Annotated in this window: 10 protein-coding genes; 8 read left to right on the top strand and 2 right to left on the bottom strand. The window is 37.0% G+C overall.

Going from position 1 to position 13,318, the window contains the following annotated elements; genetic code table 11:
- Positions 1 to 10 precede the first annotated feature (10 nt).
- Both IW15_RS01540 and IW15_RS01545 read left to right on the top strand, forming a co-directional pair.
- Entirely contained in the window at positions 11 to 1,342 is a 1,332-nt protein-coding gene (locus IW15_RS01540; RefSeq protein WP_034708754.1) for a T9SS type A sorting domain-containing protein, read from the top strand.
- 73 nt (positions 1,343 to 1,415) lie between these two features.
- The gene (locus IW15_RS01545) at positions 1,416 to 2,693 is read left to right on the top strand and encodes a DUF6080 domain-containing protein (protein WP_228384294.1); all 1,278 of its coding nucleotides are present in this window, start codon (positions 1,416 to 1,418) and stop codon (positions 2,691 to 2,693) included.
- 46 nt (positions 2,694 to 2,739) lie between these two features.
- On the opposite strand, the gene IW15_RS01550 is transcribed toward IW15_RS01545, so the two are convergent.
- Positions 2,740 to 3,288 carry an SPOR domain-containing protein gene (locus IW15_RS01550; RefSeq protein WP_034708755.1) on the bottom strand — a complete coding sequence of 183 codons (549 nt, stop codon included), beginning with the start codon at positions 3,286 to 3,288 and terminating at the stop codon, positions 2,740 to 2,742.
- 185 nt (positions 3,289 to 3,473) lie between these two features.
- Here IW15_RS01550 and IW15_RS01555 point away from each other — a divergent pair, with 185 nt between their 5' ends.
- The 6 genes from IW15_RS01555 to IW15_RS01580 are packed head-to-tail and all read left to right on the top strand — an operon-like array spanning position 3,474 to position 11,873.
- Positions 3,474 to 4,829, top strand: coding sequence for a c-type cytochrome (locus tag IW15_RS01555; RefSeq protein ID WP_034708756.1), 1,356 nt, complete (start codon positions 3,474 to 3,476; stop codon positions 4,827 to 4,829).
- A 22-nt stretch (positions 4,830 to 4,851) separates the two neighbouring features.
- The gene (locus tag IW15_RS01560; protein ID WP_034708757.1) at positions 4,852 to 7,923 is read left to right on the top strand and encodes a TAT-variant-translocated molybdopterin oxidoreductase; all 3,072 of its coding nucleotides are present in this window, start codon (positions 4,852 to 4,854) and stop codon (positions 7,921 to 7,923) included.
- 25 nt (positions 7,924 to 7,948) lie between these two features.
- Positions 7,949 to 9,346, top strand: a complete 1,398-nt coding sequence (gene nrfD, locus IW15_RS01565) for an NrfD/PsrC family molybdoenzyme membrane anchor subunit (RefSeq protein WP_034708758.1) — start codon at positions 7,949 to 7,951, stop codon at positions 9,344 to 9,346.
- Positions 9,333 to 9,854 (top strand): DUF3341 domain-containing protein, encoded by a 522-nt coding sequence (locus tag IW15_RS01570; RefSeq protein WP_034708759.1) that lies wholly within the window; start codon positions 9,333 to 9,335, stop codon positions 9,852 to 9,854. Before nrfD ends, IW15_RS01570 begins: the two co-directional genes overlap by 14 nt.
- Position 9,855: 1 nt before the next feature.
- Positions 9,856 to 10,533: a c-type cytochrome gene (locus IW15_RS01575; RefSeq protein ID WP_034708760.1), complete on the top strand. Its 678-nt coding sequence runs from the start codon at positions 9,856 to 9,858 to the stop codon at positions 10,531 to 10,533.
- 8 nt (positions 10,534 to 10,541) lie between these two features.
- Positions 10,542 to 11,873 carry a hypothetical protein gene (locus IW15_RS01580; RefSeq protein ID WP_034708761.1) on the top strand — a complete coding sequence of 444 codons (1,332 nt, stop codon included), beginning with the start codon at positions 10,542 to 10,544 and terminating at the stop codon, positions 11,871 to 11,873.
- 225 nt (positions 11,874 to 12,098) lie between these two features.
- On the opposite strand, the gene IW15_RS01585 is transcribed toward IW15_RS01580, so the two are convergent.
- Complete coding sequence (locus IW15_RS01585) at positions 12,099 to 13,175, bottom strand: hypothetical protein (RefSeq protein ID WP_034708764.1); 1,077 nt, start codon at positions 13,173 to 13,175, stop codon at positions 12,099 to 12,101.
- Positions 13,176 to 13,318: the final 143 nt, after the last annotated feature.

Below are 13,318 nucleotides of genomic sequence, written 5' to 3' on the forward strand. Positions count from 1 at the left end.
AAAAATTACCATGAAAAGAATTTTACTTTCTATTACTGCATTATTAATAAGTTCTACTGCTTTTTCTCAATTCTGGAGCACTCAAAATACAGGTTTCGCTACTGCCTCAAGGGGAATCAATGGAATGGAAGTATATGACGCCAATACTGTTTGGGCTTTTGCAGTTGACGGAAATGATACAGCAAATAACATTCAAGAATTTACAAAAACTTCAAATGGCGGTACAACATGGACCCCCGGCACCATTAACGTTGGTAATCCTGACTTAAGAATAACCAATATTTCCGGCGTGAGTGCTACGACAGCCTGGGTAGGAGCATTTGATGATATTGACGGACTTGGAGGTGTATGGAAAACCTCTGATGGTGGTGCAACATGGACCAATCAGCTTTTGTTAACTACCGCTGGACAATCATGGACTAATTATGTTCATTTTTTTGACGCCAATAATGGAGTTGCTGGAGGGGACCCTGAAAGTGGAGAATTTGAGGTGTATACAACTTCTAACGGTGGCACCACCTGGACCAGAGTTCCTGCTGGCAACATTCCCAATCCTCTTGCAGCTGAATATGGGTACAATGGTGGTTATTATGCTGTAGGTAATAACATGTTTTTCTATACCGGAAAAGGAAGAATTTACAAATCAACAGACAAAGGTCTAAACTGGACTGCACTTGCAACCAATTCTATCATCAGTGATTTTGGAAGCGCTACCATCAATGGAAACATGGCTTGGAGTGATGCTAATACAGGAATGATTTTCAGAAAAACTTTTTCCTCATTAGGCGCACCTTTGACCCTTACTCTTCACAGAACAACGGACGGAGGAGCAAACTGGACCTCACTAACCTTTACCGGAATTACAGCAGCCAATAACATTGATCATGTCACCTATGTTCCCGGAACCACAATTTTAGTGGCAACAAGTTCAGCAGGAGGATCTTGGAAAAGCACCAATAATGGAACTACATGGACCGCTTTGGATACAGGAGTACTACATTTCGATGTAAAATGCTTTAATGCAAGTACATGTTATTCAGGAGGTCTTAATACATCAGCTACCGTTGGTGGAATGTTCAAATCTACTCAAGTACTTGCTACTTCTGAAGTTGCAGGCGCCATAAAACATTCATCGATCTATCCTAATCCAACCCAAGGAGAAATCAATATTAAAACTGATAAAAAAGTAAAAACGACTGCTGTTTTAGATTTTTCAGGAAAAGCTGTTATGAAAACAGACGCAGGTAAACCAGACATTTCTTCTCTTCCAAAAGGAACTTACCTGATTCAAATTGAATTTACTGACGGTACTTCCACTACAGAAAAAGTAATTAAACAATAATAACATTCATATAATATTGTAAAACCACCAAATTTGGTGGTTTTTTTATTTTACTTTTGCAAAAATTTGACACGTGTCTACTATTAAAATAAAATTCGTTCACTTTTTAAGACTCCTCTTTCCCTGCAATTATATTGAATGGGCTGTTTTCTTATTTTTCATAGTTTGTTATGGGATTTTAGGCTCTTATATTGCCCTTCACTATAGAATTATATTCGACAGCAGGATTCCGTGGGATGCCTATTTCAGCTTCGATAATAAAGCGATTGTGATGACTGGTGGGAGCTTTGAACGCCATCCCCTTTCCTATTATTTTTTCAACTGGATAAGAGCCATTGCACTATTTATTTCAAATGGGAAAATGGATGCCACATTCAGACTTACCTTAGCTTGGTTTAGTAATATCGCGATAAGTTTAAGCTTGGTACAGGTATTTAAATATCTGAAAAATATAATTCAGTTACCTCTAATAATTACCTTACTGATCATCTTATTTTTTGGTATTTTTTCTACAAACATCATCCTTTCTTTTACTCCTGAAAATTTTACATATACTCTATTTTTACTTACCTTATACAATCACTATGCTGCTATAAAAATCCGGAAAGAGGAGAAAATTCCTGCTTCAGCATTAGTACTGGCCGGGATTACTATTGGCGGCCTAACGGTAACGAATATCGTGAAAGTATTTATACCTGTATTATTTGAAAAAAAACTTTTTAAGAATTGGAAAAAGTTGGGAAGTGCAGCGCTTAGAGTAAGTATCGCATGTATAGCTTACATTTTATTATATCTCAACAGAATTGATTTTAAATATCAAACTATATTTTCAAAGACCAACCAGCAATATGAGAAATTCTCAAATGTAAAGTCTACCCCTATCTGGGATATGATCTGTTCTTTCTTTTTTGGAGGAAACATTTTATTTCCAAGTTTTATCATCAGTGACAAGAATAACATGAAAGGTTTTGCTTATAAAGGACTTTTTATGGACACCTATTCTTCATGGGTACCTTATATCTTTGTTGGAATTATATTGATCCTTTTATGTTGGAGTTATATGAGAAATTTCAAGAATAAACTGGTGCAGGTAATTGTTATTTCGTTCTTTGTGGATATCCTCATTCATTGTTTTATGAGATTCGGGCTCCACACTTCATATATCTATGGAGGACATTTTATTTTTGTGTACCCACTCCTGTTGGGATGGCTTTTTCACTCCTACCGGTCAGCACCAAAAACATTGTCATTCCTAGCTCTTAGTATAAGCATATTGTTTGTTTACCTACTGATAAACAACCTCATAAGAATGTCTGAATTTTTCTGGTTTTTAGACACTTACTACCAATAGAAAAAGGCTGAGAAAATTCTCAGCCTTTTTTATTTTATGGGGTTATTTACTTTGCTTCTGCACAGAAAATTCTGTACTGTACAGGGATCGCAGATTTAAAATATTCCTTTATTTTCGAAATGTCTGATGCCGCACTTTGTTTGGTAAAATAGCTTCCTGCTAAAATTTTGTAATTAGGTCTTAGCGATGCGTCAGTTTCAACCTTTAAATTAGGAAATCTCTTTCTGAAATAAGATTTTACTTCATTCGCCTCCTCATTACTTTTCACCGTGGTGATCTGTATTTTGTATCCTAAAATTCTAGGATTTTTTCTACAAATCTCCGCATTGGTGAGTTCCCTGCTCGGAACATAAATCTTAGTGGGCTTGGAAGGAGTATATGGATTATCAATTGCACTGTCCCGAGTGGAATTATTATTCACTGCTACCCTTGAACATTTGTCTTCAATGCTCTCCAACGCCGAGCTCACTTTGGAATCCATAGTCATAATAAGCTCGGTTCCGGCAAGTGTATCTTTCTTAACAACCTGCTGTGCTTCAATACTATAAAATCCAAATAATGATACGATCGAAAATATTTTTATGAAATTTCTCATTTAAACTTGTTTCCGCAAATTTATACAAATTAAAAAATTATACCAAACAGAGTTATTTAGAATCAATACAAATTAAACGTAAATGATATTTTCCCCTTTGTATATACCGTTAAATTCCTGTTAAAAATATTATTTTTGCGGGATTGATTGAATGTTCAATATTTTACTAACATAAGATAATTTAAATGATTAGTTGGAGAAAGCATTATAAACAAACGTTGATTGCAATAGGATTATTGCTATCAACCAGTGCTTCAATTTACGGGCAAGACGGCGATCCTAAAAACGGCGAGAAACTTTTCAAAGCGAATTGTACTGCATGTCACGCGCTGGACAAACAAGTAATAGGACCACCTTTGAAAGGGGTTGTAGAACGAGTGAAGACAGAAGGCGGGGTAGACAAAGATTGGCTTCACAAGTGGATCAAAGACAATAAAGCTCTAAGAGCTTCTGGGGATAAATACGCCAATGAGATTTTCGAAAAATTTAATAAGACTGAGATGTTGCAGTTTCCTAATCTTACCGATAAGGACATTGACGACATTTTAGCATTTACAACTAATCCTCCGGCACCAGAACCAGAACCTACGGCAACAACAGCTCCGGCTGGTGAGGCTACAGCTGCACCGGCAGACAAAACCACTACAAGCATTGTGATTATTTCATTAATTGCTATTGCAGGTTTATTAGTTTGGATCTTAATTAAACTAAGACAATTAGTGAAATTAGGCCAATCTGAGGAACTAGTGGGTCTTAACGAAACGCGAGTTCGTTCATTCAGCGAGATTTATGAAAAATACCACTACATTGGGAAAGGATTGCTTACTATTCTTGCAATTTTAGCCGCTTATGGTGTTTGGAACTGGATCATGTGGATCGGGGTTTACAAAGGGTACAAACCTGAACAGCCTATCTACTTCTCTCACAAAATCCACGCTGGAGAAAACAAAATCGATTGTCAGTTATGTCACTCCAGTGCTAAATACGGTAAAGTATCTGAGATCCCTTCTATGAACGTTTGTATGAACTGTCACAGAACCATCTCCGAATACAACGGTAAATACATTGAGCCAGGAAAAGACAAAGCATTCTATGACGGAGAAATCCAGAAGATTTATGCCGCGACGGGTTGGAATGCTGAAAAACAGCAGTACACAGGTAAAACGCAGCCAGTAGAATGGACAAGAATCCATAACATGCCGGATTTCGTTTACTTTAATCACTCTCAGCACGTAGTAGCAGGAGAACAGGCAATCATCAACTCTTTCAACAAGAAGAATCCAAATAACAAAATTGATGTTGTTTGTAAAGCTTGTCACGGAAAAATTGACACAATGAATGTTGTTCAGATGGCTAATGACTTCACTATGGGATGGTGTATCGAGTGTCATAGAACTACAGAAGTTGATATGAACAACGGTTATAATAAAGAGTACTTCAAAAATCTACATGAAAAGTTGAAAAAACAATATCCTAAGGATGGCGGTAAGATCACTGTAGATGCAATTGGAGGTCTTGAGTGTGGTAAATGTCATTATTAATAACTAAAAATTAGAAGTATAAATGGCTTCAAATAAAATACAATTTAGAAGTATTCATGAACTTAAAGATCCAGCTTTAAATAATAAGCTGGCTCAGAAAGAGTTTCAGGAAGAAATTCCGGTAGAAGATTTCCTTGGAGATGCTGAACAAAACGGATCTAGTACTTCAAGAAGAGATTTCTTAAAATTACTAGGATTCTCAACAGCTGCTGTTACGTTAGCAGCGTGTGAGGCTCCGGTAATTAAAACGATCCCTTACGTGGTAAAACCACACGATATTATTCCAGGGGTTCCAAATTATTACGCTTCAACCTATTTTGATGGTTTTGACTTTGCTAGTGTTTTAGTAAAAACCCGTGAAGGACGACCTATCAAAATAGATCCAAACCCGTCAGCTGGAGATTTAGGTAAAACTAACGCAAGAGCTCAGGCAAGTGTACTTTCTCTTTATGATAATGACAAAGTAAAGCAGCCTAAACTTGACGGTAAAGACGAAACTTTCGATAAAGTAGATGATTTCGTTCTTAAAGGTTTGGCAGAAGCTCAGTCAGCAGGTAAGAAAATTGTGCTTTTATCGCACTCTTTCCCTTCACCTACTTTCAAAAAGTTATTCGCTGAATTTAAAGCAAAATATCCTACTGCTGAATTAGTAACCTATGATGCGATTCCTTACTCTGCTTCTCTGGATGCAGCACAGGAAGTTTTCGGACAAAGAGCATTACCGGTTTATGATCTTAAAGGTACAGAGCTAGTTGTTTCTTTCCAGGCAGATTTCTTAGGAGATTACAATGCTTCAAGCTTAGAAACATCTTATGCAGCAGCAAGAAAGCCGGGACCAAACATGTTGAGACACATTCAGGTAGAAGCCAACATGTCTATCACTGGTGCAAATGCTGACTCAAGATACAGATTAAAGCCAAGTGCGATAAACAAAACATTAGTTGAAGTTTATAACGCTATCGTTACAGGAACAACTCCTGCAGACGTAACGGCATCTGAGATCGTAAAAGAGCTGAAAGCTAAGAACAGTAAAGCTGTTGTGTTGGCAGACGGATCTAAAGGAGCTCAGGTTCTGGCACACTTAATCAACCAAAAATTAGGCTCTGTAGCTTTCACAGGTAAAGCGAACTTCCTAAAAGAATTTGATAAAGCAAGATACCAGGAATTCTTAGGATGGGTAAATGCAGGTCAGGTTGGAGTATTAATTACAAACAACGTAGATCCAATTTACTCTCATCCAAAAGGAGAAGATTTCAAAAAATCTTTATCTAAAGTTGCCTGCGTAGTTGCTGTTGCTGACAAGAAAAATGAAATGTATAAAGCCGCGAAAGCTGTAATTCCTGTAGCTAACTGGCTAGAGTCTTGGGGAGATATGGAACCTCAGACTGGAATTTATACATTAATGCAGCCTACTATCCAAAAAATTTACAAATCAAGACAGATTGAAGAATCTTTATTGGTTTGGAAAAACGGTAAAAACAGCGCATCTAATAACTACTACGATTATTTAAAAGGCAGTGCTGCTTCTATTTTGGGAGCAACTTCTTTCAATAAAGCTTTATATAACGGTATCGTTACTTCCAACAATGCAACAACGTTGTCTTATGCAGGAGGAAATGCTGCACAGGCAGTTGCTGAATTAGGAAACTTTAAAGCTTCTGAACTGGAATTGGTATTATATACTAAGACTTCAATGGGAGATGGTACTCAGGCAAACAATCCTTGGTTGCAAGAATTACCTGATCCTCTTACCAGAATGTCTTGGGATAATTATTTGACTATTTCTCCGAAAGATGCGGAAAAATTTGAAATAGAAAATGATCTTAATGCAAGAATGCAGTTAGACGGTTCTATTGTAAATCTTACGATAAACGGAGTAACAATAAAAGATGTTCCTGTATTTATTCAGCCGGGACAAGCAGAAGGATCAGTAGGTCTAGCGCTTGGATATGGTAAAAAGAACTCAGGAGCAACTGCTGATACAGGAGTAAACGCTTATCCTTTATTTGATGGTTCTAACCTGACAATGTCTGGTGTGAAAATCGAGAAAACGGGAGAAGATCATGAGTTTGCCGGTATCCAGCTTCAAAACACCCTAATGGGTCGTTATGAAATCGCTAAAGAAGTTCCTTTAGCAGACTTTATAGGAGTACCTTTTGATGATGAGCACAAAGGATGGAACAAGCCTTTGGAATATCACACCATCAGTGGAGCTCTTCCTGCAAGAAAAATCGACCTTTGGGACGCTTTTGATGATACAGACGGACCTCACTTTAACTTGTCTATCGACTTGAACTCTTGTACGGGTTGTGGAGCATGTATTATCGCTTGTCAGGCAGAAAACAACGTTCCTGTTGTAGGTAAACAAGAAATCAGAATGTCAAGAGATATGTATTGGTTAAGAATTGACCGTTACTATTCTTCAAGACAGAAAGTGGAAGTATATGAAGGATTAAAAGAAGGAATGGCTGTTCCTGAACTATACGGAAGTAAAGTTCTAGGTATTGAAGGAGCTCTAGAAAATCCTGCAGACAATCCTGATGTAATCTTCCAGCCGGTAATGTGTCAGCACTGTAACCACGCTCCTTGTGAAACTGTTTGTCCGGTTGCGGCAACATCACACGGTAAGCAAGGTCAGAACCACATGGCGTATAACAGATGTATCGGTACAAGATATTGTGCAAACAACTGTCCATATAAAGTAAGACGTTTCAACTGGTTTACTTATAACTTAAACGATAAATTTGATTTCAATCAAAATAACGATTTAGGAAGAATGGTACTTAACCCTGATGTTGTTGTAAGAACAAGAGGGGTAATGGAGAAATGTTCATTGTGTATCCAAAAGACTCAGGCAACCATCTTAAATGCTAAGAAGGAAAACAGAAAAGTAACTGACAATGAATTTAAGGATTCTGTTGCTTGTGCATCTGCTTGTTCTACAAGATCAATGACGTTTGGAGATATGAATGATAAAGAGTCTGAAGTTAGAGATTTATATTCTAGCAACAGAAGATATTATTTACTTGAGGAGATCGGAACAAAACCAAACGTGTTCTATCACACTAAAGTAAGAAACAGAGTAGAAAAATAACGTTTAAATAATAAATAGGTAAAAAATGTCAGGACATTACGAAGCTCCGATAAGGGAACCTCTGATTATTGGTCACAAAACTTATCACGATATCACAGAAGATATTGCAAGACCTATAGAAGAAAGAGCAGGTAAATTATGGTGGATCTCACTATATGCAGCCTTGATTCTATTCATCTACGGATTTGGATGTATCGCTTATACTATCGGGACAGGTATTGGAGCATGGGGGCTTAACAGAACTATTAACTGGGGTTGGGATATTACCAACTTCGTATGGTGGGTAGGTATCGGTCACGCCGGAACTCTTATCTCCGCAGTATTATTATTATTTAGACAGCGATGGAGAATGTCGGTAAACCGTTCAGCGGAAGCGATGACGATCTTCGCAGTTGTACAGGCGGCAATCTTCCCTGTAATCCACATGGGTAGAGTTTGGGTAGGATATTGGGTATTCCCTCTTCCTAACCAGTTTGGTTCTCTTTGGGGGAACTTCAACTCTCCTCTACTTTGGGACGTATTTGCGATCTCTACGTATTTCTCAGTATCTACGGTATTCTGGTTCATGGGATTAATTCCTGACTTTGCAATGATCAGAGATAGAGCAAAAACTCCTTGGACAAAGAAAATTTATACATTCCTAGCATTCGGTTGGGGTGGTAAAGCAAAACACTGGCAGAGATTCGAAGAATTATCTTTGGTTCTTGCAGGATTAGCAACTCCACTTGTATTCTCAGTACACACTACCGTATCTTTTGACTTCGCAACTTCAGTAATTAAAGGATGGCACTCTACGATCTATCCACCTTACTTCGTTGCAGGAGCAATCTTCTCAGGATTTGCAATGGTACAAACACTATTGTTGATCGCTAGAAAAGTGTGTCACTTAGAAGAATATATTACAATGTATCATATTGAAATTATGAACATCGTAATCGTTCTAACCGGTGGTATGGTAACAGTAGCATATGCAACTGAATATTTTATCGGATGGTACTCTGGATCAAGATTTGAAGACTTTACCTATCTTTCGCCAGGTGCGGCAGTAGGACCTTACTGGTGGGCTTTCTGGTCATTGATTATCTGTAACCTTGTAGTTCCTGCTTCATTCTGGTTCAAGAAATTGAGAACGAATATTATCTGGACTTTCATCGTTGCATTGATCATCAACATCGGTATGTGGTTTGAACGTTTTGATATCATCGTTATCAACCTTTCTAGAGATTACTTACCAGGATCTTGGACTATGTTTAAACCAACGATCATTGATGTGGGTGTATACTTAGGAACAATCGGATTCTTCTCTGTATTATTCTTATTATATGCAAGAACATTCCCTGTAATTGCACAGGCTGAATTAAAATCGATTCTGAAAATTTCAGGTGAAACTTATAAAGCAAAAGAAGGAGATGAGCACCACTAAAATTGTATACGGACTTTATGCTGATGACGACGATTTAATGAACGGCGTTAAAGCATTCAACGATAAAGGAATATCAATAAACGAAGTTTATACTCCATTCCCTGTTCACGGACTAGATAAGGCTTTAGGGTTAAAGAAAACAAGAATTTCTGATGCTGCATTTATCTACGCGCTTTACGGTGTTACGATCGGTGCAACAGTTACCTGGTACGTAATGAATCATGACTGGCCTCAAAACATTGGTGGTAAACCTGCTTTTGACTGGGGACACAACATGCCTGCATTCGTAGTTCCAATGTTCGAATTAATGGTTTTCTGTGCCGCTCACATGATGTCTTTGACTTTCTTAGTAAGAAATAAAATGTATCCAGGAGCTCCCGCACAAAACCCTGACCCGAGAACGACAGATGATAAATTCATGATGGAATTTGTAACTGAAGATGTAGAATCTGTAAAACAGTTACTGATTGAGACTGGAGTGGAAGAAATAACTGTTAAAGACGCTTAAAATGAAAAAGAATGTATTAAAAATTACAGCAATTTTAGGTTTAACTACAGTTTTACTTAATTCTTGCGGACCAAAAGAAAATACACCATTGGTATATTTTCCAGATATGTACTTTCCGGTAGCTTATGATCCATTAATGAAAGCTCAGGATGCCTACTCAGATCATGAGAATGAAATCCCGGCGTTTGTTAAAAACAGTTTTGCAACAGGTCTTGCTCCAGTAGAAGGTTCAGTGGCTCAAAATAAAGATGGTATTTTTGAAGAAGGTTTACTTCCTAAAAATGCAGATCAATATAATGCAGGATATGACGCTTCTAAGAAGATGACGGTATCTCCTCTTAATCCGGCTAATGCAGCTAAGGATATTGAAAGAGGAAAGATGTTATTCGATCATACTTGTGCGGCATGCCACGGAACAGGAGGTGATGGACAAGGTCCAATTGTACAATCTGGTGCTTTCTCTGGTGTACCTAACTATGCTGATAGAGAAATTACTGTAGGATCTGTTCATTATGTATTAACAAACGGTAGAAATGCGATGGGTTCTTATGCAGGACAATTAAACGCAGGAGACAGATGGAGAGTTGCTATGTATGTGATGAGTGCATTCAAAAAGAATGCAGCTCCAGCAGCAGCGGCTCCAGCAGCTAAAACAGATTCTACCGCAACTAAAAAATAAGAAAAGAAATGTATAGTTTTTCACCAAAATTAAAATCAACTTCTATAATACTTCTTGTTGTAGGTTTAGTTCTATTTGGTATCGGCTTCTTTTTAAATAAAGGAATCAGTACTGAGAAAATAGAACAGATGATGGAAGCTGTTCATGCTTCAGGTCATACAGCGCCTACACATTCAAGTGAAATGATAGGACCTCAGGATCATGCAGCTCATTTAGAGCATGCTGAACTTCAGATTCATAATCAGCCTTTAGCATCATTGCACTTTGTGGCTGTCTTTTTCTTTGGAGTAAGTTGTGCTGTACTGTTTTTTTACTGTATTCAGCACGCAGCTCACGCAGGTTGGCCAATCATTATTACAAGAGTAATGGAAGCTATCGCTTCTTACATTCCATACGGAGGAGCAATCCTGGTTATCATGATGATATTGAATATCACTCATAATGGCCACTTATTCCACTGGATGGATCCCGAATTGACCAATCCTGAATCTGCACATTTCGATGTGATCTTATTTGAAAAGAAAAGATTCCTGAACATTCCTTTCTATGCAATTAGAACGATTATCTACGTAGTAGGTGCTTCTTTCTTTGCCTGGAAATTAAAAGCTCAGTCTAAAAAAGTAGACGAAACAAAATCAAGAATAGACTATCAAATGCTTTACAGATGGGCTGTTGGATATATTGCATTCTTCGGATTTGCATCTGCAGCTTGGGCGTGGGACTGGTTGATGTCTATTGACCCTCACTGGTATTCTACAATGTATATCTGGTATTCAATGGTAAGTTGTTTATCAAGTGGTATTGCAGTAATCATCCTATTGAGTGTATACCTTAAGAAAAACGGATTCCTTCCTCAGTTCAATGATAACCACTTACACGATTTAGGAGTATTCCTTTTCGCTACAAGTATGCTTTGGACATATACATGGTTTGCACAGTTTATGTTATACTGGTATGCTAACGTACCGGAAGAGGTAAACTACTTCTTTGGAAGATTCCAGCATTATGGTACTACTTTCTTACCCATGTTGATCATCAACTTCCTATTACCATTATTGGTATTGGTAAGCAGCAGCATCAAGAGAAACTACAAAGTGGTAACAACAATGGCAGTAGTGGTTATCTTAGGTCACCTTTTAGATTACTTCAACATGGTAATGCCGGGAACGGTAGGACCTTACTGGAACACTCCTGAAGTATTCTTATTAATTTTAGGTGCTGTTTTATTCGTAGCAGGATTGTTTATGTTTACTGTATTAACAGCTTTATCTAAATTAAAGTTGATCCCTACAGGAAACCCTTACCTACATGAATCTGAAATTTATGAGTATCCTTTCTAAGAAGGACTCCTAACAGAAATAAATAAAAAGACCGGTCTTTACGACTGGTCTTTTTTGTTTTAAGACATTCCTCTTTAAAATAATTGAAATTCATATTCCCAAATATAAAACTTGTAAACTGATCGGTATTGCAAGTTTTACTTCGGGAGCTAATAAAAAAGATCCGGAGAAAATATTTTCTTCTCCGGATCTTTTATTGTTATAGAGAGCATCAAATAAAGCTATTTAACGCAGGAATTTCACACTGCGGTGTTCAGCCTGTAAATAAACCATTTCTTTATTTTTAATGCTGTTATTCAGATGTTCTATGACACTTTCCGGTGTAAGGTTATCCTGAAAATATTGTAACACATTTCTTCTCAATTCGGCAATTTCCAGTTCGGGCATTTCAAAAATATCTTGTAATATAACATTCAAATGTTCCAAATCATCAAAAATGATCGAATTAACCCTATCCGTAAGATTCGGATACATTACATCCGAATATTCTTTCTGAATCAATGGAATTGTTCCTACAGACATTGCTTCAATTACATTATGGCACAAAGGCATTACCACTCCCGGACAGCACAAGTAAAAATTAAAATGAGATAAAGTTTCTCTTACGTCTTCCATCGGAAGTTCAAAATGTTCTTTAATAGCAAAAGCATATTTTCTCTCTAAGCTCCCCTCTTCTATTTTTTTCAGCATATCGGGCTTTCCGGCAAATGCTAAAAATTCCGGTTTACTTTCAAAATAACTTAGAAGTTCAGTTCTTGGCACCACCGAAAATTCTGTTCTCTTGATGTCAAGGTAAGCCTGAGAATCAAAATTACCATAGCAAAAAATTGAATTGATTCTTTTTTTGTTGAGATCAACTTTATAATTCCAGATTCCATGATGATACATAAGGGGATGAAAGCTCATCGGAACATGATAAACCCCTGTTGTATTATTTCCCTTTTCAAAATAACTGGAAAAATAGTCCGGGCTGAACATCTCATCTGTTATTTCAATATAGCTTTCAGGCTTATATTTTTTATTAACGATTAAGAAATTATCTTCCCTTATAATTAAACTAAGATATTTTTCTTTATTACGGATGTTCCTAAATGTGGCAAAGTCCATTGGGTAATAAACATTATAACCAGAAAGTTTATAAAATTTCAGGAGCAGGTAAAAAAAACGGTGATAAACGGTGTGATGCTTAATACTCACTAATACCGCTTTGGGAGTATTTTCAGGGGTGTTCTTTTTAATTTTCTCAAAAGCCAATCTATCTTTTATAAGTCGGTTTACCTGATCAAATCTTTTCTTAATCATTGTGTGTGTACATTTAAAACAAATATAACATTTATTTCAGAAACGTGTATTACAGGGATATACTAGCCTTTCAAATCATCCAACATTCATAATGAAAGACGCTCAAAAATATAAGATTGAACTTTTCGGTCACAAGAATTTTC

Source organism: Chryseobacterium soli, assembly GCF_000737705.1.
Classification (GTDB): domain Bacteria; phylum Bacteroidota; class Bacteroidia; order Flavobacteriales; family Weeksellaceae; genus Chryseobacterium; species Chryseobacterium soli.